This is a genomic window from Breznakia blatticola, from assembly GCF_004365815.1.
GTDB classification, from domain to species: domain Bacteria; phylum Bacillota_I; class Bacilli_A; order Erysipelotrichales; family Erysipelotrichaceae; genus Breznakia; species Breznakia blatticola.
On record NZ_SODD01000035.1, the window covers coordinates 1 to 21,111 of the forward strand.

The 21,111-nt window shown below is 32.8% G+C and carries 18 protein-coding genes and 1 other annotated feature; of the genes, 16 read left to right on the forward strand and 2 right to left on the reverse strand.

What is annotated here, in order from left to right; genetic code table 11:
- Window positions 1-723 precede the first annotated feature (723 nt).
- Window positions 724-1,470 carry a 2,3-diphosphoglycerate-dependent phosphoglycerate mutase gene (gene gpmA / locus EDD63_RS08685; protein WP_134170511.1) on the reverse strand — a complete coding sequence of 249 codons (747 nt, stop codon included), beginning with the start codon at window positions 1,468-1,470 and terminating at the stop codon, window positions 724-726.
- Window positions 1,471-1,679: 209 nt separating this feature from the next.
- Here gpmA and dnaE point away from each other — a divergent pair, with 209 nt between their 5' ends.
- The 5 genes from dnaE to EDD63_RS08710 all read left to right on the forward strand — a co-directional run bounded on the left by dnaE (window position 1,680) and on the right by EDD63_RS08710 (window position 8,450).
- Window positions 1,680-4,742 (forward strand): DNA polymerase III subunit alpha, encoded by a 3,063-nt coding sequence (dnaE, locus tag EDD63_RS08690; protein ID WP_134170513.1) that lies wholly within the window; start codon window positions 1,680-1,682, stop codon window positions 4,740-4,742.
- Window positions 4,743-5,183, forward strand: coding sequence for a flavodoxin domain-containing protein (locus tag EDD63_RS08695; RefSeq protein WP_134170515.1), 441 nt, complete (start codon window positions 4,743-4,745; stop codon window positions 5,181-5,183).
- A 294-nt stretch (window positions 5,184-5,477) separates the two neighbouring features.
- Window positions 5,478-5,780 carry a hypothetical protein gene (locus EDD63_RS08700; protein ID WP_134170517.1) on the forward strand — a complete coding sequence of 101 codons (303 nt, stop codon included), beginning with the start codon at window positions 5,478-5,480 and terminating at the stop codon, window positions 5,778-5,780.
- A gap of 115 nt (window positions 5,781-5,895) precedes the next feature.
- Window positions 5,896-7,800 (forward strand): DUF1430 domain-containing protein, encoded by a 1,905-nt coding sequence (locus tag EDD63_RS08705; RefSeq protein ID WP_166667597.1) that lies wholly within the window; start codon window positions 5,896-5,898, stop codon window positions 7,798-7,800.
- Window positions 7,800-8,450 (forward strand): ATP-binding cassette domain-containing protein, encoded by a 651-nt coding sequence (locus EDD63_RS08710; RefSeq protein ID WP_208318314.1) that lies wholly within the window; start codon window positions 7,800-7,802, stop codon window positions 8,448-8,450. Before EDD63_RS08705 ends, EDD63_RS08710 begins: the two co-directional genes overlap by 1 nt.
- A gap of 441 nt (window positions 8,451-8,891) precedes the next feature.
- Here the strand turns inward: EDD63_RS08710 and EDD63_RS08715 are convergent, their stop codons facing one another.
- Complete coding sequence (locus tag EDD63_RS08715; RefSeq protein WP_134170521.1) at window positions 8,892-9,968, reverse strand: hypothetical protein; 1,077 nt, start codon at window positions 9,966-9,968, stop codon at window positions 8,892-8,894.
- 305 nt (window positions 9,969-10,273) lie between these two features.
- On the opposite strand from EDD63_RS08715, the gene EDD63_RS08720 reads away from it, so the two are divergent.
- The 11 genes from EDD63_RS08720 (at window position 10,274) to rplU (ending at window position 21,108) form a co-directional block, all read left to right on the forward strand.
- On the forward strand, window positions 10,274-11,209 hold the full coding sequence (locus tag EDD63_RS08720) for a D-alanyl-D-alanine carboxypeptidase family protein (protein ID WP_134170523.1): 936 nt from the start codon (window positions 10,274-10,276) through the stop codon (window positions 11,207-11,209).
- 92 nt (window positions 11,210-11,301) lie between these two features.
- Window positions 11,302-11,994: a response regulator transcription factor gene (locus EDD63_RS08725; RefSeq protein ID WP_134170525.1), complete on the forward strand. Its 693-nt coding sequence runs from the start codon at window positions 11,302-11,304 to the stop codon at window positions 11,992-11,994.
- A gap of 12 nt (window positions 11,995-12,006) precedes the next feature.
- On the forward strand, window positions 12,007-14,145 hold the full coding sequence (locus EDD63_RS08730; RefSeq protein ID WP_134170527.1) for a sensor histidine kinase: 2,139 nt from the start codon (window positions 12,007-12,009) through the stop codon (window positions 14,143-14,145).
- Between the two features lie 97 nt (window positions 14,146-14,242).
- On the forward strand, window positions 14,243-14,941 hold the full coding sequence (locus EDD63_RS08735) for a YoaK family protein (RefSeq protein WP_166667598.1): 699 nt from the start codon (window positions 14,243-14,245) through the stop codon (window positions 14,939-14,941).
- Window positions 14,938-15,366, forward strand: a complete 429-nt coding sequence (locus tag EDD63_RS08740) for an NUDIX domain-containing protein (protein ID WP_134170531.1) — start codon at window positions 14,938-14,940, stop codon at window positions 15,364-15,366. Before EDD63_RS08735 ends, EDD63_RS08740 begins: the two co-directional genes overlap by 4 nt.
- 34 nt (window positions 15,367-15,400) lie before the next feature.
- A complete protein-coding gene (locus EDD63_RS08745) occupies window positions 15,401-15,754 on the forward strand; it encodes an immunity protein Imm33 domain-containing protein (RefSeq protein WP_134170533.1) in 354 nt (117 codons plus the stop codon).
- A gap of 48 nt (window positions 15,755-15,802) precedes the next feature.
- The gene (locus EDD63_RS08750) at window positions 15,803-17,545 is read left to right on the forward strand and encodes an Hsp70 family protein (RefSeq protein ID WP_134170535.1); all 1,743 of its coding nucleotides are present in this window, start codon (window positions 15,803-15,805) and stop codon (window positions 17,543-17,545) included.
- Entirely contained in the window at window positions 17,542-18,867 is a 1,326-nt protein-coding gene (locus EDD63_RS08755; protein ID WP_134170537.1) for a J domain-containing protein, read from the forward strand. The genes EDD63_RS08750 and EDD63_RS08755 overlap by 4 nt, the downstream gene beginning before the upstream one ends.
- Window positions 18,868-18,979: 112 nt before the next feature.
- Window positions 18,980-19,444: an RNA polymerase sigma factor gene (locus EDD63_RS08760; RefSeq protein WP_134170539.1), complete on the forward strand. Its 465-nt coding sequence runs from the start codon at window positions 18,980-18,982 to the stop codon at window positions 19,442-19,444.
- Window positions 19,441-20,598, forward strand: coding sequence for a hypothetical protein (locus EDD63_RS08765; RefSeq protein ID WP_134170541.1), 1,158 nt, complete (start codon window positions 19,441-19,443; stop codon window positions 20,596-20,598). The genes EDD63_RS08760 and EDD63_RS08765 overlap by 4 nt, the downstream gene beginning before the upstream one ends.
- Window positions 20,599-20,709: 111 nt before the next feature.
- Window positions 20,710-20,784 (forward strand) — a sequence feature (ribosomal protein L21 leader region).
- Between the two features lie 12 nt (window positions 20,785-20,796).
- Window positions 20,797-21,108 (forward strand): 50S ribosomal protein L21, encoded by a 312-nt coding sequence (rplU, locus tag EDD63_RS08770; protein ID WP_134170542.1) that lies wholly within the window; start codon window positions 20,797-20,799, stop codon window positions 21,106-21,108.
- Window positions 21,109-21,111: the final 3 nt, after the last annotated feature.

Consider the following 21,111-nt stretch of genomic DNA (forward strand, 5'->3'; position numbering starts at 1 on the left):
CACTTGTTTGTTCATGAGCCTTCCATACACTGAAAATAACTTTAGTTTTAATGGTTCATTCATATACTGTCTATCTCCTTTCTTCTGTAGTGATTTATCTTCTTGAGTTACTACCTTTTTGGTTTCTCAACATTTACCATCATCACTACGACATGTACTACGAGTTCATGAGGTCACTTCCCTTTGGTCCATTATATTTCTATAACTTCATTCCTACTATGAAAGTGTCTGACTTCTACATCTGTATGTTAAGATTTCGCTACGCTTATACTTAACTACCCATTAAAAGATGTAGATCTCACGGGGTCATCATACATTCTCTTATTGACATGCAGTGGGTTTACACACAAGCGGTCGTTTTGAGTGCTTGCAGTCTTTCTCATCACACATGGGATTTCCCAACTTTTTCGCGAGGTCATCACCTTACTCATGCCACATCACCTTGATATATTCACGCCTGTCAATTTGTCCGTTGCACCCTTTTGAGACGCACCATCCATTTCCTTGGCACAGTACCTCACGATACCGCACTAAACTTCACTATACAACATGGCTGCACCCTTTGTTGTTAGAGGTCTTTCACCTCATAGAGAATATCCTCTCCTTCAACTTTTGACTAGTTCTACTTTTTACTTTGCCAATTTCCATTGCAGTTTGAGGACTATATGCATGACTGCCCGTCACACAAAAAAAGACATCGCGCGATGTCTTTTCATTTACGTATTATGCTTTTGCTTTCCCTTGGTTTGCGACTGCTTCCATTTTTGCTTTCAATGCATCTTGGTCTCCTAGGTAGTATTTATTTGTTACCTTGAAGTTTTCATCGAATTCATAGACAAGAGGAACCCCAGTCGGAATATTTACATTTACAATTTCCTCATCTGACATATGATCTAGATATTTTACCAATGCACGCAGTGAGTTACCATGTGCAGCAATTAATACACGTTTTCCAGCTTTCATTTGTGGAACAATTTCTGCTTCGTAATAAGGGATTACGCGTTCAATAGTTGTTGCTAAACTTTCAGTAAGTGGTAGTTCAGCTTTGTTTTCATAACGATATTGTTCCTGAAGTGCAGGGTTTCTTGTGTCAGTTGCTTCTAAAGCAGGTGGTGGTGTTCCAAACGAACGACGCCATATTTTAACTTGATCTTCACCATATTTTTCAGCAGTTTCTGCTTTGTTTAATCCTTGTAGTGCACCATAGTGACGTTCATTTAATTTCCATGATTTGTATACAGGTAACCATTCACGATCCAATTGTTCAAGTACATAATTTAATGTATGAATGGCACGTTTTAAATATGATGTATAGGCAACATCGAAATCATAACCTGCTTCTTTTAGTAGTTTACCACCATTTCTGGCTTCTTCAATACCTGTTGGAGATAAATCAACATCTGTCCAACCAGTAAATAAATTCTCTTTGTTCCAAACACTTTCTCCGTGTCGTACTAATACTAATTTCATATATACCTCCTATTAAGTTATATGTAGTTAACTTTTAATTATTATACGTCACCTGTCGGAATTACTCAAGTAATATACATGGAAATGTTTATGTTTATATTGTATTTTTTATATCTAGATTGGTGTCATTTTTTTGTGACTTGTATTTCATTTCAAATCTATTATGTATACAAATATGCTATACTTATACAGAAAGAAGGGGTGTTGTTGTGGCTGTACATTTACATACACGTAGTTGTTATACACTACTTGAAAGTACATTAAAAATTCAAGACATTGTTGCTCTAGCTAAAACAGAACAAATGGATGCAATTGCCTTATGTGATCGTAATGTAATGCATGGTGCAATGGCGTTTTTTCATGCTTGTACGAAAGCGAACATAAAACCAATTTTCGGTTTGGAATTTGAAGTACTTATCAATGAACAACACATCCAGTTACTTGCTTATGCAAAAACAGATATTGGATTTCAATCTTTGTTGGCTTTATCCTCACATATTAATACAGTGGATGAACCACTAACTGTTGAAACAGTACGCACTTTTGATCGTGATTTGATTATTTGTAGTGCAGGTAACAATGATGATTTACGCAAGTTAAATAGCTATGAAGACAAAAGTGAATTAGAAGAAATATTAAAACTTTTCAAACATAGTTTTGTTGAGTTTTATATTGCGATTGCAATGAATGATTCTTTGTTTTTAAAGAAACAAAATGAAGTGTTGAAAAATATTGCACGTCGCTTAAAGATTGATACATTTGCTTTATCAAAAATATATTATGCAAAAAAAGAGGACTTTGAAGCATATCAAGTTGTAAATGCAATTGGTCAACAACGTACGATATATGATAAAACACTTAGCATCGAACAAGATCGCTATTTCCGTTCAAGTCAGGAAATGGAACGATTATATGATGTTGATGATTTAATGAAAGCAGAAGAAATTGCTGCATCATGTAATGTGAAGATGAATTTTCCTAAAGCAAGTTTACCTGTGTATGAGAATAATAAGGGGGTAGATTCAGCAACATATCTTCGTGAATTATGTCGCTTAGGTCTACAAAAACGTAGAAACAATCAAGTTAGTCAAAAGTATGTGGAACGCTTGCATCATGAACTAGATGTTATTGAGCGAATGGGATTTGCTGATTACTTTTTAATTGTCTATGACTTTGTACGCTATGCGAAAATGCAAGGAATATATGTCGGACCTGGAAGAGGTAGTGCAGCTGGTTCACTGGTGTCGTATTGCTTAGGAATTACTGAAGTTGATCCATTAACATACGGATTACTGTTTGAACGTTTCTTAAATCCAGAACGTATTTCTATGCCAGATATCGATATTGATTTTCCAGATAATAAAAGAGATGAAGTGATTGCTTATGTTGCTAAACGTTATGGAAAAGAGCGAGTAGCCCATATTACAACCTATGGAACGCTTGCCACAAAACAAGTTTTACGAGACGTAGGGCGTGTTTTAGCAATCCCTTTAAGCGATGTGGATATGTTATGTAAAATGGTGCCAAACGTACTTAAAATAAATCTAGATACGGTATATGCACAAAATAAAAAGTTCGCTCAAGTTATTCAAGCGAAAAAGGAATTTCGACGTTTATTTGCAATTGCACGAAAACTCGAGGGACTTCCTCGACATACCTCAACTCATGCTGGTGGGATTGTTTTAAGTGATAAACCCATTTCGAGTGTATGTCCATTAATTGCGGTGGAAGAAGATTTATACTCAACACAGTATTCTATGGAATATCTAGAGGAACTAGGATTGATAAAAATTGATTTCTTAGGATTAAGAAACCTTACAATTATCGATGAGGTTGTTGCACATATTAAAGAACATGGGCATGATTTAGATATCAAATCCATTCCACTTGATGATAAAGAAACATTCCAACTTCTACAAGCTGTAGATACTGTTGGTGTTTTCCAATTGGAAAGTGAAGGGATGAAAAGTTTATTACATAAAATGCAAGTAAAAAACTTTGAGGAAATTGCAGCAACGATTGCTTTATTTAGACCAGGACCAATGGAGAATATTCCATTGTATTTAGAAAATCGTCAGCACCCAGAATCTATTGATTATATCGATGCAACGATACAACCAATCTTAGAGAATACGTATGGGGTTATGATTTACCAGGAACAAATTATGCAAATCACGCAAGTTATGGCAGGTTTCTCACTTGGAAAAGCAGACATTCTTCGAAAGGCGATATCAAAGAAAATTCCAGGAGAATTAGAAAAACTAGAGAAAGACTTTATTGATGGTTCTTTACGTAAAGGATATAGTGAAAAGGTTGCACATAAGGTATATGATTCAATCTTGAAGTTTGCTGGTTATGGATTTAACCGTTCACACTCAATTGCATATGGACTTATTGCATACCAAATGGCATATTTAAAAGCAAGATATCCACTTTCATTCTTTACATCTTTATTAAATAGTATGATTGGTTCAGAGACAAAAAGTAGTGAATACATCTTTGAAGCAAAAAAACGTGGAATTAAAATATTACCGCCAAGTGTAAACACATCAACATCTACCTATGAAATTGAACAAGAATGTATTCGTTTTCCATTGTTGGGAATTAAGAATATCGGTCGTGCAAACTGTGAAGCACTCTTACAAGAACGTGCAAAAAATGGTGTGTATACAGATTTCTTTGATTTTGTTGCTCGCATTTCAACAGTGAAATTTTCTAGTAAAGCAATTGAAAGTTTAATTGATGCAGGAGCACTTGATGATTTCCATGAAACAAGAGCATCATTACGTGCAACATTACCAGATGCTCTTCGGTATGCATCGCTAGTTAAAGTTGATGAGATTGAACAACAGTTAGATTTAACTCTAGTGTCGAAACCACCAATGGTTGTGATGCGTGATTTTCTAGGAGATCGTTCACGGAAAGAGAAAGAAGTGCTTGGTTTCTATTTAAGCGAACACCCAATCACCCAAATTCGATCACGCTATGCACAAGATGTAAAAGGACTCATTGAACTTGCACATGTAAAGGGATATGTGAAAACGATTGGCTTTATCGAACATACAAAACAACATCGTACCAAGAATGGACAAATCATGATGTTTGTTGTGATTAGTGATGAAACAAGCAAGTTTGATTTAGCTATATTTCCAAAAGAATATCAAATTTACCAAGATATTCTAGAACGTGGAAATTATGTGTATGTAGAAGGGTTTATTAAAGATCGTCCATCGATAGCAGTTAATAAGTTGCAGAAAGTTGAGGCTGAGTAAATGAAAGTTTGTATAATCTATGTATCTTTTCATCATCAAAATACAAAGAAGTTAGTACAAGCTGTCGCTTCTCGCTTTGCTTTTGATTGTTTTGAGTTGAAAGAAGCACAATCACTAGATTTACGTGCATATGATATGATTGGCTTTGCTTCTGGTATCTTTTATGGAAAGCTGAATATACAACTAACAAATTTTATTGCAGATAAACATGAAGACATCAAACAAGCATTTGTGATGTTTACGTGTGGAATGAAGCGAAAATCATATACGCAAATGATAAAACAATTTTTCGAACTTTGTGAAATCCCACTGCTAGGCATATACGGCAGTCGAGGACATGACACATTTGGACCCTTTAAATATATTGGAGGAATTGCTAGAAACCATCCGAACAATAAAGATATTGAAAAAGCATATACATTCATACGAGACCAACTATGAAGTTGTCAAGAATGAACAAGACTTATTGAGTTCTCATTTACTGCATAACAAAAACAACCTTTCTTAGAGTTTGTTCTAAGCACGATGTCCTTATCTTGTATTCTTGGTTGATATTAATGTACGCAACTTTTCCAACTATAAACAAATAAATAGAGCCAGGCAATACTCTTCTTTAAATGGACTAATGCCATACAAAAAATTAAGAGATAAGTTCTATTTATATGATAACAAATAGAAGAAAGAAAGGAGACGTATGATACAAAAACAAAGTTCACAAGTATCATATAAGAAATTATGAAAAAATTGAAATACTGCATTATTTTAGTCTTATTGGCATTTATGTGTGTTCCTACAGTAGTGCTTGCAACAAACGCAGACTACTCAGATTCATATATGATGTATCGGTATGTTGACGAAAATCCGAATGATTCAAATTGCACTGCAATAACGGAGCACAATCAAAGATATGCCAATGCAACTGCTGGGATTTATCATTATGCTTGTGGATCGGAGCATACACAAAGCAAAGACCCTGGTACTACAGCGAGAGTAAGTTTATACACAAATCAATATAATCATGTTCACACAAGTAAGTAGGTAATTGGAGAAACATATGAAAAAGATCTTACTTATGTTAAGTGGAATATTTATGATATTCTGCTTTCTCTATATTCATATAGACGCAAGAGAAAAATTTATTCATGAGGAAAGTGTGAATACTAGACTAGGATCAAGTCTTGAATTTATGGTCTATGAGTATGAAGAACAAACATACACAAATCAGGATGCTGACTTTATTGTTAAACTAGCAGAAAAATACAATGTTAGTGTTGTAACAAATAATGGAAGTACCGAAAACAAAGTTAATCAGTTTGTTGCACTGAATAACAAGGAATTGCTTGAAAGATATAATATAGATTCAAATTTCAACTTTGATAAATATGCAGTTTTATCCAGCAATGAACAAATAGCAACAGTTGGACAAATTAATACATTTGACAATACCATAGAACTAACAAAACGATCGTTTTATAATGAGTTGAATACACGATTAGATGGTTGGTATTTTGTTTTTGGTGAAAATCGTGAACAGTTTTACCATGAATTTCAAAAACATTTTCCAAATCAAATTGAAATAATTGAAACCTATGATGAAGACTTGAATCATGAAGTTACAATGGAGAGAAATCCAAATTATATGAAAATGATTAAATTTGGGCTGATTTTTAGTTGTAGTGCAATTGTTATTCTTTTGTTAGTTTTTTCAACTGAAAGTAAAGATGTTTCCATTAAAAAAATGAATGGATATAGTAACTTTAGAATAGTGAAGGATAGTTTATTAGTTACTTCAATTTTGATGGTTATTATTGATGTTGTCATTGTAGCTGTTATGACGGTGCTAAATATACCCAAACTTAGTGACGTTCATATTCCGATGTTTCAAAATATAATAATTGCTGTTGCATGCAAATATATTGTAATCGCTGTTGTATATTGTATAGTTTTGTTATACATCAAATCAATTGGAATAAGCATATTGTTAAAGAAAAAGGGAATATCTAAGTTCATTCTCAATGTAAACACGATTATGAGAGTTGTTTTTGTTTTTTTATTAACAATATCACTGTTTGATTCCTTACCTGGATTTATAAATACAATTAAAGTAGCTGCTCAGTTCAATGGATTTATTGAAGAGTGCTCTGATTATACACATAGTACAGAAATTCAAGGCTTTTTAAATCAAGAGGGGAATGAACGAATATACAAGTTTGCTAAGGATGTTCAAAAAAATGAACAGTACGTCGGAATTTATTTAGGTAATTATGATAATAATTTGAATCTAAGTTACGCTTGGGTTGATGTAAACTATAACTATTTGAAGAAATATGAAATTTATGATAAGTATAACAAACAAGTGATTGATCTTGATGAGAGTAAACAGTATCTCTTGGTACCTGAAGAATATGTAAATGATCCAATGTTGTATAAAAAACGAGTGGAAAGATTAAAAGACTTTTTAGAATTCGAAGAAATTATAATTAAAGACAACCAAAGAATCTTCACCTTTAATCTTAATTATGATGAAGGTAAACTAGGATATATCCAGCAATCACCAATCTTAGTGAGTGATGACTTCACATGGGGGGACTTATATTTCAAGAAAAGCAGTGATCCAAACTACGAGAATGCACAAAATATGTTACATGAGTACGGAATCGAAAATGAATTTGTTTATTCATTAGCCAAAGAAGAAGGCTCTTTTATACTTGATTTACAATTGTCAACTCTAATATATGAAGCGACAATGATATTGCTATATATTTCATTACTAGTTTTGCTTATTGTACAATACTTATTTCTAATGTTTGAAGTGAATCGAAAAGAATATATTGTAAAGAAAATGCACGGATACTCGTTTATCTCAAGATATGTCGATTTAATTCTATTGTTAATTTGCTCGTATGTGGTGAATTTTATATTACTAATTACTCTAAACTACGAAATTAATTCTTTTGTTATATTGCTCATTATTCTATTAATAGATATTTTGTTTACTAGCATGGTTGTATATAGACTTGAAAATAAGTCTATCGCTATTGTGTTGAAAGGAGATTAATGATGGTTGTCGAATGTAAAGATATATCTAAGTCCTTTGGAGAAAATCAGGTATTAAAAGGTTTTTCATATAAATTTGAAAAAGGAAAAATCTATGTTTTATATGGAGTTTCTGGAAGTGGAAAAAGCACATTACTGAATTTAATAGGAGGTATTGATAAACCATCTTCTGGAGAGGTTATATATTATAAAAATGATGTTGTCGATACTAGCAGTAAAACTATACTTTTTAGGAAAAGAATCGCGTATTTATTTCAAAACTATGCTTTAGTTGATAATAAGAGTGTTAAGTATAATTTGGAAATCGCTTTATCATATGATAATAGTAAAAACAAAACGGAGAAGATGAATCTAGTTTTAGAACGTGTAGGCTTATCAGATTACCTAGACAAAATGATTTATACATTGTCTGGAGGGGAGCAACAACGTGTTGCTTTAGCTAGAGCACTTCTTAAAGAAAGTGATATTATCCTAGCGGATGAACCAACTGGAAATTTGGATGACAAAAATGCTGAAGTAGTCATCAGTATTTTTAAGCAACTACGAGATGAAGGGAAGACTATAATTATTGCTACTCATGACGTGGAGTTTTCACAGTTTTCAGACGAAAAAATTGTTTTGAAAAGCAAAAATTCAAATCGCACAAAATAGTTAAAATAACAAGCAAACTTGAACATTGATTTAATGATATAAAGATATACAATGATTTGGAATGTCAAAGAAACATGAGATGTTCAAAAAAATCGCATTTAAATTAAGTTAATACTTGTTGTATGGTTTTAGAGAACCACCGAAATTTTTGAGTAAAGCTTAACCTAAAGAAAGAAGACACTTTTAAAATGTAAGGTTTTTACTAAAATGTGCCTATAAACAATCCGTGGAGTGCATTTACTCCACGGATATTTTAAAGTCTGAGCCTGTAAATAATTTTGTGTAAAGTTTGATATCCCATGGTAGAACCATGAAGTAGCTACATTGAGTAAAATGTAGTTGCTTTTTTAATTTCTTTTTTGTGTTTGCCTAATAAAACCGTATCTAATTTAATTTTTTTTTATTATTTTTTAGTGATAGAGGGTTGTTTTCTATCACTTTTTATTCTTGATGATTTACGAAAATATTTGATTTATATGTGTTCTTAGATTGATACTCTAATTGAATTTCATTATTCTTTTTGAAGTTATTATCAATGTCGTAAGTGATCAGTTTATCTTCTGCTGTCAATACTATTAGAGTATTGTTGTTAATATCTGTTTTTCTAATTGTACATTTTAGATCATAGCTTCTAATTTGTTCTGTTTCAAGGTTATAAACACTAACCATACTTCCGTTTGGTTCTAGTATACTGGTGTGAGATATAATAAGAGAACCTTTATATTCAAAAACATCATCAGGTGTTTTATATGGGAGCGTAACTGTTTTTATATCATAAGAGACTAAATCAAGTATTAAGAGTTGATCATCATCTTCACCATTTCTTTTGAATTGACTTGGAATAAACATTTTATTATTATAAATCATCGCTTTATAAACTCCACCACAATATTCAGAAAGATCAATGGTTTCGAATAATTCTAAATTATCGTTATAAATGTGTATTCCGTTATGGTCTATCAATTCTCCATTTTTTTCGATTGAGTAATTATAAAATTCATATAGTTTGTCCTTATCTACAACAAGTTGTGTGTTCATTGCGCCTGCTTCTTCTAGTTTTACTTCTTTTATTTCCTTAGTTGTTTTATCAAAGCGTGTAATATAACACTCACCATTGAGATTGCTCCCAGCATATACATATTTTTCATCTGCCGTAGAACATAGAATATTTACGCGATCAATTGGGTATTCTGTAAATTCTTGATTTTCTACATTTAAACTTACAACCTTCTTTGCATCTGCTTTCTTCATTAGACCTAAGGGAACAAGCAATACACTATTATCTAAATATACAGGGTTATCCCAAGTAGATGATAGGTCTGCATAATCATAATACTTAGTTCCTAATTCATTCAAAGACTCATCATAAAAAGTAATGCTACTATCTTCTTTTGCTTGTGTGGTTTCTATGACTCCTACAAAAAAATCACTTGATATATTATCGTCATTGTTTTGTTGTTGACATCCAACTAAAGACAAAGCAAATAAAATAATGATTAAGAAAATTTTTGTTTTCATAACTTGTTTTCTCCTCTGAAAATTGAAGGATACATATATATATGGTCTTTCAATTTTTCTTGTCTTTCTGTAAATTAATATTGTTTTTGATGTATTTACCAAGGCTTGTTTACTATATATACAGATTAACTATATGTATAGTTTTTGTCAATGATGCGTTGAATTGTTATATAAATGCAAAATATGCATACAGACTTGCTAACGCGATACTTAAACTTTTCTTTTGTATTTCTTTAGAATTTCTACCACTTGGATTTAAGAATTATTGCATATGATAGATACAGATAAGGAATAGGTATGAATATATGAGACGAAAGAGAAAAAAGCATCGTTTGCTATCGATTACGTGTTTTCTATTTAGTGTGTTATTAGTCACGACACTAGTGACTAACCAACTACCACAGAAATTAATTAATGCTATTTCAAATCAAGAACTAGAAGGTGGCAGGCAAAAACAAACATTGGAGTTGTTAGATGGTTTACAAAGTTCAAATGCAACACTTGTGCAACTTGACAATGATACACCAATAGAAAGTAAAGACGGAGATCATCGAGTGTATCCAGCATCGCTAACAAAAATTATGACTTTGCTTGTCGCATTGGAAGAGATTAATGATTTTCAGGCAACAACTAAAATAGCACCATATACGATTGAGTACATACAAAAGATGAATGCAAGTGTCGCTGGATTTCAAGCACATGAAGAAGTAAGAGTTTTAGATTTGCTTTATGGTTTGCAACTCGCTTCAGGAGCAGAATGTGCACTTACTATTAGTGAATATGTTGCAGGTACAGAAGAACATTTTGTCGATAAAATGAATGCAAAAGCTAAGAAATTACAACTAGAGAACACCCATTTTACAAACTGTACCGGTTTGGATGATCCCAATCAATATACATCTGCAAATGATATCGCAAAACTACTACGATACGCCTTAAATAACCAAGATTTTCGTTTTATCTTTACAAGCTATGTATATCAAAGTACACCAAGTGATGCTCATCCGAAAGGAATATTGATTAGTAGCACACTCTCACAAAAACTACAGGATATGCAAATTGGCAATGAGACAATCCTAGGTGGAAAAACAGGCACAACAGACAATGCAGGCTTATGTTTGGCGTCATTGCTAAGAGTAAAAAATCAAGAATATGTACTTGTGACATTAGGTGCACCATATACAAATGATGATACGTATGGAAATGTGATGGATGCAATTTCTGTTGTAAATCGCTTATAAATACAAATCTTTAGAAATTCTTTAGAAAAGTTTTCTATTCAGTAGGCAAAGAATCCCTTATAATTAAGGACGAGAGAAGTGGGGGATGATTTATGAAGCATACGGTACTCATTGTTGAAGATGAAAGGGAAATTGCAAATGCAATAGCTATTTATTTAGAAAATCAAGGATATGATGTTCTAAAAGCAGAAAATGGAAAGAAAGGTCTTCAACTATTAGCAGAACATTCTGTATCATTAGCTATCGTAGATGTCATGATGCCAGTAATGGATGGAATTACAATGATTATGAAAGTACGTGAATCGTATGATCTTCCAATTATTGTGCTAAGTGCTAAAAGTGAAGATATAGATAAAATTACTGGTTTAAATATTGGTGCAGATGACTATGTCACAAAACCATTTGTTCCAATGGAATTAATTGCACGCGTGCAAGCGCAAATCCGTCGTTACTATCGATATCAAAAACATCAAGAAGAAACATTTCATGGGTATCGTGTTGGAGGTTTAGAACTTCATACAGATACGAAAAACTTCTTTGTTGATGGAGAAATCGTCCGATTAACCCCATTAGAAATGCAAATCATGGAACTTTTTATGAAACATCCAAATGTTGTGTTTTCTAGTGAACAAATCTATGAATCGATTTGGAAAGAAGAAGCCATAAGTACTGAAACTGTAATGGTACATATTCGTAACTTACGTGAAAAGATCGAAATTAACCCTAAAGAACCACGATATATAAAAGTTGTATGGGGGATTGGCTATAAACTAGAAAAATCGTAGAAGGAGAAATCTATGAAAAAAATAAAAGCAATACTATTCATTTCAATTATCTTGTGTAGTATTTTATATGTTGCACAGTTTCCAGGTATCGCTCAAAAAGTTGGTGAAGAAAGTAATGAGTATTCAATAATCTCTGCAAGTAATCAATTACTAGGTAGTGAATATGCATTCAAGGAAAAATTAAATCCCAACGAAAGTGAAAAGCCAGTATGGTTAGAAAAAACTGGTTCTATCGGTTTGGAAGATGCAAATGTTGCAGCAGTTGAGAAGTTCATGTTAGCTGAAGAACTATCTAGATTTGAAACGGATGCATTTGTGAAAGTGCAAGCCATCGATTTAGAAACACAAGAACGCTATACAAATAGTGAAAAGTACAACTTCAAAAATGTGAAACAGATGGATAAACAATCAAGGCTGGATTATACTGCAGTAAAACTAACGTTTGATAAAGATGGTCAATTGACTGTTATTGGTGAGTTTCCAAATTCATATGTTGCAAAACATATTCTAAGTACATTTGAGGATGATCGAGAATACGCTATTGTTTCATTATATACTGAGCATTTATATGAATACGATGAGTATCCAATCAGTGATGATTTTCAAATAGTCGCAAACAACTATTCAATGAAGCCAGTTAAAAATCTCGAAGTAACATATATTATTCCTAACGATCTTACAACACAGTATATTGATGGAAGAATTAGCGGATATGATTGGTCAAACAAATGGAATGATGTGTATCTATTTAATGAAAATGGATCTCATTCACTGTATATGTTGTATGGTTTCATAGCTTGTGGAGTTGTTGCATTAATCATGCTATTTTTGCCAGAAAGAAAAGTAGCTCAAATTCAACCATATAAAGCCATAAAAAAAGTACCATTTGAACTTGTTGTGGGAAGCTTTACAATACTTCTATCCTTCATAATCATCGTATTAGCTGAATGCACAACAAGTATGTTGCAAGGTTCGTATGCACCGGCAATATTGTCGGATAATCGTGTATTGTATTATGTAATGTGTTTTGCATTAAGTACAACGCTACTGTTTGCTGTTTCAATAGTTGTGTATTTGCTAAAACATATATTGATGAACTTTACATCGTATATGAAAGAAAGAAGTTATCTCGTTCGTTTTGTGCGATGGGTATTCACATTATCGTTTACTCCGAAAGGATATATTACAATAGCTGGTATTTTCGTGATAAACTTAGTGATTTTGGTTTATGGATCTTCTGGATATTATCGAGCAAGAATGATTCCAGCAGTATTTCTATTCATCGTATTTGCGTTAATTATGATTCACATATTTGATCGCATTTGGAAAAACTATAAAAAAGTATTAAATCAAAGTGAACGCGTATCGCAAGGTGATTTTACAAGTACACCACTTGGCGATGTACAACCATTCAATGAAATTAGCGAACAACTTGCAAGTATCAATGACGGATTTAAAAAGGCAGTTGATGAGGAAGTAAAGTCGCAGCGTATGAAAACTGAACTGATTACAAATGTATCACATGACTTAAAAACCCCATTAACTTCAATTATCTCGTATGTAGATTTACTCAAGAAGGAAGAATTGAGTGATACAACCAAAGAGTACGTAGAAGTGTTGGATCGTAACTCTATTCGTTTGAAACGTTTGATTGAAGATTTATTTGAAGTAAGTAAAGCAGAAAGTGGAAATGTTGAGCTTCATCTAGACAAAATAGATATTGTGAATTTATTAAATCAAGTGCTTGTGGAAACAAAAGATGAAAGAGCAGAACAGCTAGATATTCGAATCACTTCATCAAACGAACATATTTATGCAAATCTAGATGCGAATAAAATGTATCGAGTATTTGAGAATTTACTGCAAAACATTTATAAGTATGCATTGGCACAAACACGTGTATATATCGATATAAAAGAAACAGATACTATTTCCATTGTCTTTAGAAATATCTCACAAATTGAATTAGATTTCGATGCACAACAATTAATGAATCGATTTGTTCAAGGAGATAGTTCAAGGAGTCAAGAAGGCTCTGGACTTGGCTTAGCTATAGTGAAAAGCTTTGTCGAATTACAAGGTGGAGAAATCAACATCGTAGTCGATGGAGATTTATTCAAAGTAGAACTTACATTTAAGAAGTTCGAATAAAAGGGTGAGACCGCTGGAGGTCTCACTTTTGTGTTTTGGGCACAGAAACTTGACCTAGCATGACGATGCGTTTACACTATATATGATGAAAAAGATCATGCAAAAACAACAATCAACAACGTCAATTGATGCACATGAACGCTTACTTGTAGGTGGTTTACTAGCAGTTGTCGGTGGGTATTTAGACGCATTTACTTACACTTGTCATGGTGGTGTGTTTGCTAATGCGCAAACGGGGAATATGGTGTTGCTTGCCGTTAATTTGTTTGGTGCAGATGTGAAATCACCACTTAATTATATTGCACCGATTTTAGCTTTTGCCTTTGGTGTATTACTTAGTGAGTATTTACATCGAAGACGTCGATTCTTTGGTGTTTTGTTGTGGAGACAAGTTGTATTAGTAATTGAGATGCTTGTAGTATTCGTCATTGGTTTTCTGCCAATGACATTTCCTAGTCTAGTGATAAATGTTGCGATATCTTTAGTAGCAGCAATGCAAATGAATAGTTTTCGTAAAGTATTAAATCTACCGTATGCAACAACTGTTGCTACTGGTAATTTACGTTCGATGATGGAAAATGTCGCAAAAGTGGTATTCGATCATGATAAACAAGCAAGAGTTCATGTCTTTCATTATGGTGGTATTATTTTCATGTTTATCATAGGAGCAATTTTTGGCTTTCTTGCATCTAGAACATTGCAAAATAAAGCAATCTTTCTAACTATACCGATTTTTGTATCTATATTGGTGATTATTCGTGATCATAAAAAGTATGAAGGAGCTAGTGAATTATGAGAAAGCAAATCGCAGTGAAAGCCTTAATTCAAAAGCAAAACGATTTCTTAGTTCTTCATAAAACGGTAGAAGAATCAAAGTTTGATGCATCTGATAGTTTATATGATTTACCAGGTGGTCGCGTTGAAGCAGATGAAATGATGAACGATGCACTTATTCGTGAAGTATTTGAAGAAACGGGTATTCAAATACAACAAGAACAAATACAAAAAGAAGTAAACAAAGTGGATGTACAACGAAAAGATGGAACAAGTTTGCATGTGATTACCTATCTTGTGCATGTAAATACTGAGAAAATTACTTTGAGCGATGAACATGAAGCGTATATGTGGTTAAATAAGTCGAGTGATTTGTATTCGCTTTTGCCTGAATATATACAATTATTGATGGAAAATGTTATATCTGATGATAGCAATCATGTGTAAAAAAATATGAGAGTAAATGAAGTGAGGTTAATGTATGTGTGCAGATGAAAAAATGTATAAAGATTTTGTAGTATCAAAAAACATTCTTAAAGGAAAACCAGTGGGGTATAGTTTACGTGAGAAAACTGCAGATGATACCTTAAGTGGTTGGAATGTTTTATCTATTGAAGATGATGAAACATATGTTTCAAATCCTGATAATTTTACAATTGTGAAAGCAAGTGAAATAGCAAAACTACAACCATTACTACTTGAAATTTATGATAGTATGTATGGTACAGAATTGAACTGGCTATATGATGAAGATGGTATGTTCAAAGGATTTTTTGATCTAGGTAGTAATCAAGAAGTTAGTATTGCGCAAGTACTAACAAAAGGAATGTTGTAAGACAAATAAGAAAAGTGTGTGTTAGAAAAATTAGCTAAAGGGGGAAATATGGCTATTATAGGAATCGATTTAGGGACAACAAATAGTACAGCAGTTGTCTACAAAGAAGGAAAAGTGGAATTTATTCCAAATGCATTTGGAGACTATTTAACACCAAGTGTTGTTAGTAAAGATGGTGATTCAATCATTGTAGGGAAAATTGCCAAAGAACGATTGGTGCATCACGCAGATAAAACAGCTGCATTATTTAAACGTGAAATGGGAAATCAAACAATTATACGTTTAGGAAAGGATAAGTATACACCTGAAAAATTATCAGCTGTAGTCGTTCAACAACTCGTTGCTGATGCAGAAGCTTATCTACAAGAGAAAGTCGAAGAGATTGTTATTAGTGTTCCAGCATATTTTAATGCAAAGCAAAGACTTGCGACGAAAAAAATAGGCGATTTACTTGGGATTAAAGTAGAACGTCTGATCAACGAACCATCGGCTGCTGCAATTGCATGTAGAGATCAAGAGGAAGATGAAACATTTATCGTTTTTGATTTTGGTGGTGGAACACTGGATGTATCAGTAGTTGATTGTTTTGCGAATGTTATCAATATTTGTGCGATTGCAGGAAATAATCAACTTGGTGGAAGTGATTTTGATATTGCGATCGCAAATACATTTATTCAACAATCAAAATTTCCAGCAAAAACAGTGAACGATTTTGTAGGTGCAAATAGAAATAGTTTATTGTATGAAGCAGAGCGTGTGAAACTTGCTTTGCAAGATCAAGACGAAGTATGGATGCGTTATCACTTTCATAAACGTACTTATGAATTACTTTTTACAAGAGATATGCTATATACCTGTGCAAAACCAATCTTTGAAAAACTAAAAACAGTAATTGGTACAGCGGTTAAAGATAGCGGATTTCATGCACCTGAATTTACTGGTGTGATCTTGGTTGGTGGTTCAAGTTATATGCCTGTTGTACAAGACTATCTTCGTGAACTGCTAGCAATACCGATTATGACAAGTCCTGATATGAATTTATTAGTTGCGAAAGGTTTGGGAACATATATTGCAATTAAAGAGAGAAAAGAAGAAGTGGCTTCGTTAGTTGTAACAGATGTCTGTCCATTTTCTTTATCTACTGCAGTCGTAAGTGAAATTGACCCAAGTGTTCATTTAGCTGATGTACTTATTGAGAAAAACACAGTACTACCGACAAGTAAAAGTCTTCTACTTTCACCAGCAAACCTGGGACAAAAACATGTAAATATTCAAGTTTACCAAGGAGAATCGGCATATGCTAAGTATAATGTGTTATTAGGAAGACGGCATGTAGACCTTCCTGTGAATTTTGATAGACCAGAGATGTTTACCTTAACGTATTCATATGACATTAATTCCATGTTGTTTGTTGAAGTGTTAGTACATTCAACGCAAGAGCGAAGTATTTTCCAAGTAGGGGAAAGTGATTACTTGGAAGATATCACTTCAAAACAAACGCTTGAACAAATCAAAGACATTTCGCTTAAGATTACACGGAAACCTGAAATTGATTTGTTAGAAGCGCGTATTCTTCGTGTCTGCGAACAAACAAGCAAACAGAAAAGCAAACACTTGATTGAGTATTGGATGGAAACTGAGAAAGAATTGAAAAGTAATGGCCAATCACTACGAAAACAACATCAAATTATCGAGCAAGCACACCGTGTATTAGATATGTATGAAAAAGATAATGATTTGGATCGCTTGGATATATTCTCTGACGATGATTCGAAAGGATTTTTATCATGAGTTACTTTGATGATTGCTGGACAATACTTGAAATCGAAAAGACCAACGATAAGAAAGTTATCAAATATGCCTATGCAAAATTATTAAAGAAATATCATCCCGAAGAAGCACCTGAACAGTTTCAACGTATCCAACAGGCATATAAACAAGCTTTAAATTATGCAAATCAAACAGATGAACCAATAAGTTTGGAGCAACAAGATCACACGTTAATGACTGATACAAACCAAAGTGTTGATCATAAACCATCAACACATACGATGGAAAACCATGAAGAGAACTTAGAACAACCGATTCATACTATTGAATTTATGAATATCGAGAATGAACAGAATCAAGGTGTTGATAAAACAAAAGACAAGAAATCGATTTTATTTGATACAGATTTAAATGTTGTGAATACAGATGCTGAGGTTCATACTTCAATATTTAATAATACAAGTATTGATGAATCACAAGTGGTCACAAAAACCTATTTACTTCAGAAATTCGAACGAGATTTAGAACGCTCATTATCAAAAGATACAATTACGCTTTTCTTTATTGATTCTGATGTCCAAGTGTATATTAAGGATCCTACATTTGTAGAACAAGTTGAAGCCATTCTTGTCCGCAAATGTAAAAAGATGGATGAAGATATACTAGCATCAACACAGTCGTATGCAAATGCATATAAAATGAATAAGCTGTTACGTGCTATTGAGAAAAGAAAAAAGGGTGCTAAATTCAGTAAAATCAAAAAAGGTGCAGTTATTTATGTGCTTGTTATACTTTCATTTACACTACGTCCACTGCTAACGCATATAAAAAATGATAAACCAAAGGTAAATCAACAAGTAATTGAGAAATATAACCAGCTACAGGATGAACGATATGAAGAGTTATTGAATGAAAAAGCAAATGATGCATATGTTTCAATACGCAATATGGAAGCTACACGTTTTGGTTTACACTATGGTGAAAATGAAGATATTAATATGTTGTATGATGCAAATAATGAACTTATTTTACAAGAACCGGTACTTCGATATAAAAGCAATAATGACAATGCAATGTTATTGCTAACTGAAAATGGTTGGAGTATATACTTTGAAGGAATTGCATATCCAACAAATTGGGAAGATGCAAGTTTTGTGACATTACATATTGATGGTGTACAACAAGGAGTACTTCAAGCCATTATTGCAAAAGATGTAAATGGTTATGCAATATATGACACACAAGGAAGATTCATGTATCAAGATCAAAATAATTATGCTGAAACTGATACTTTTGATGTGTATGTTGAACAAGGAGAAATTGTTCGCGTTGAGTTAAATTAGAATTCAAAAAACGGAGCACTTTATCGTGTTCTGTTTTCATATAAAAATAAAAATGTAATCCAATGCACAAATGGATGATCGTCAAACGTATACATAATGAAGAGGGCAGTGTATGGATATTAAAGAGTATGAAAGAATTGTACATAAGTATCAAGATTTGGTACTTAGAGTAGCAATGGCAAACATTAATCATCTTGAGGATGCAAAAGACATCACACAGGATGTTTTTGTGAAGCTGTTTAAGCAAGATGAATTTATTGATGAAACGCATTTAAAAGCGTGGTTGATCCGCGTAACCGTAAATCAATGTCATAGTTTATTTCGACGACACTTTCGAAAGAATCGAATGGATGTTGATTTTGAATATGAACTTGCTAGCAAAGAACATATTACAGTAAAACACGAGTTGGAATTATTAAAGCCGAAGGAAAGGGTATATGTGTATTTACATTATATTGAAGGATACACGTATAAAGAGATAGGCCAAATGCTCAATAAAAATGAATACACTGTCGCTTCGAGTATAAGACGATCACTTAAAAAGTTAAAGATGGTCTTAAGTGAGGAAACACTATGAAAAAGAAGAACTATCAGAATTTTTATGATGCAATTAAAGTTGATAAAACACTTGAAGATACATTACTAGCTCTACCACAAAGAAAAAGCAAATCAAAAGTACTAACAAAAGTAGCATTTGCTTGTGTAGTTGTATGTATGATTATTGCTGGTGTGTTTGCAAGTAATATATTAAAATCAGATGAAGATGTTACAGCAAATCCTGTAAATAAAAAGCCAAGTATAGCCAAAAGAATAAAAAATGGTGAAATTGTAAGTTATATCAAAAGTGATGAGTTTTTAAAGAATACTGTCATTGGTGGTATGGGAGTATCTGAACCCATAGAATTAACAAATTATGCGTATGCAAATAAGGATGGTGCAATTACTGAACTTCCAGTGTATGAAAATCAATATTTTGATAAACAGGCTTCTACTTTTGAAATGAAGTACATAATATGGAAGACTGAAAAAATCGTAGCACAAGTAGTAGGAAGAGAAGATATTCATTTCAAAGTAGATATTGATACAAATAATCAAATATCTATATGGTTTGAATCTGACGAATTAGAAACATTAGCACCTTCCAACAAAGAAGCCATTGAGATTGCAAAAGAAATTATTGAAAAAGTAACAGGCAAAAAGCAAGAATATGAACGCTCGAGTGAAGAAATATATGTATCTAGTTTTTATGTATATAAGTTTCATAGTAAAGATACACAACATTATGAAGAAGAGTTAAATGAAAATGTACTAGATTATAGCACACGTGATATTAACTTCCCTGAGAACACAATGAATATGCATATCACTATAGCAAATGAATCTTCAAGAAAAAACATTGGTGAACACAAGCTAATTTCTTATGATGAAGCATATCAACATTTAATGAAGGGAAATTACTTCAGTTTTGTACTTGATGGACCGCAATTCAATAGTACTAAAGAATATAATTGGGATTATAAGATACGTGATGAAACAATTACAGATTGTCGTCTTGTATATTTGAAAGGAAGTTCATCTGAGAAGTATCAAATTCCTTATTATGAGTTTATTATTGATCAAAATGCATATCCAACCTCTGAGGATACGATTGAACCTTCGTGGTATGTGAAATGTTACATACCAGCAATTGATGCAGGATACTTCGTTGGCGATTGGACAAAGTATAACTAGTATTTAGTCGGTATTTAGGGTATAATACATAGGCAAAGAGTTGTAGAAATCTACGATTCTAATTGACTTTTGGATATGAATCATGTAACATATCAATGTTGTTAGCTTCTTCGTGGCTTACAACCGCTCTTCATAAGGTACATAAGTATGCGTGCATCACCTTATTTGGCGAGTCTTAACGAAAGAAGGAGGTATATTATGTACGCAATTATTGAAACAGGTGGAAAACAAATTAAAGTTGAAAAAGGACAATCTATTTTTGTTGAAAAATTAGATGTGACTGAAGGAGATAAAGTTACTTTTGATAAAGTAGTTTTAGTTTCTGATAAAACAACTAAGATCGGTACTCCATACGTAGAAGGTGCGAAAGTTCAAGCTACTGTTGAAAAACAAGGTAAAGCTAAGAAAATTATCGTTTACAAATACAAAGCGAAAAAAGGTTCTTCTCACCGTAAACAAGGTCACCGTCAACCATACACAAAATTAACTATCGATGCAATCGAAGGATAATTT

Excerpts from the sequence above, each read along its gene's own strand:
- gpmA (WP_134170511.1), bottom strand. The coding sequence starts at position 1,470 with ATGAAATTAGTATTAGTACGACACGGAGAAAGTGTTTGGAACAAAGAG.
- EDD63_RS08760 (WP_134170539.1), top strand. The coding sequence starts at position 18,980 with ATGGATATTAAAGAGTATGAAAGAATTGTACATAAGTATCAAGATTTG.
- EDD63_RS08755 (WP_134170537.1), top strand. The coding sequence starts at position 17,542 with ATGAGTTACTTTGATGATTGCTGGACAATACTTGAAATCGAAAAGACC.
- rplU (WP_134170542.1), top strand. The coding sequence starts at position 20,797 with ATGTACGCAATTATTGAAACAGGTGGAAAACAAATTAAAGTTGAAAAA.
- EDD63_RS08715 (WP_134170521.1), bottom strand. The coding sequence starts at position 9,968 with ATGAAAACAAAAATTTTCTTAATCATTATTTTATTTGCTTTGTCTTTA.
- EDD63_RS08725 (WP_134170525.1), top strand. The coding sequence starts at position 11,302 with ATGAAGCATACGGTACTCATTGTTGAAGATGAAAGGGAAATTGCAAAT.
- EDD63_RS08765 (WP_134170541.1), top strand. The coding sequence starts at position 19,441 with ATGAAAAAGAAGAACTATCAGAATTTTTATGATGCAATTAAAGTTGAT.
- EDD63_RS08710 (WP_208318314.1), top strand. The coding sequence starts at position 7,800 with ATGATGGTTGTCGAATGTAAAGATATATCTAAGTCCTTTGGAGAAAAT.
- EDD63_RS08750 (WP_134170535.1), top strand. The coding sequence starts at position 15,803 with ATGGCTATTATAGGAATCGATTTAGGGACAACAAATAGTACAGCAGTT.
- EDD63_RS08735 (WP_166667598.1), top strand. The coding sequence starts at position 14,243 with ATGCAAAAACAACAATCAACAACGTCAATTGATGCACATGAACGCTTA.
- EDD63_RS08745 (WP_134170533.1), top strand. The coding sequence starts at position 15,401 with ATGTGTGCAGATGAAAAAATGTATAAAGATTTTGTAGTATCAAAAAAC.
- EDD63_RS08700 (WP_134170517.1), top strand. The coding sequence starts at position 5,478 with ATGAAAAAATTGAAATACTGCATTATTTTAGTCTTATTGGCATTTATG.
- EDD63_RS08720 (WP_134170523.1), top strand. The coding sequence starts at position 10,274 with ATGAGACGAAAGAGAAAAAAGCATCGTTTGCTATCGATTACGTGTTTT.
- EDD63_RS08695 (WP_134170515.1), top strand. The coding sequence starts at position 4,743 with ATGAAAGTTTGTATAATCTATGTATCTTTTCATCATCAAAATACAAAG.
- EDD63_RS08740 (WP_134170531.1), top strand. The coding sequence starts at position 14,938 with ATGAGAAAGCAAATCGCAGTGAAAGCCTTAATTCAAAAGCAAAACGAT.
- EDD63_RS08730 (WP_134170527.1), top strand. The coding sequence starts at position 12,007 with ATGAAAAAAATAAAAGCAATACTATTCATTTCAATTATCTTGTGTAGT.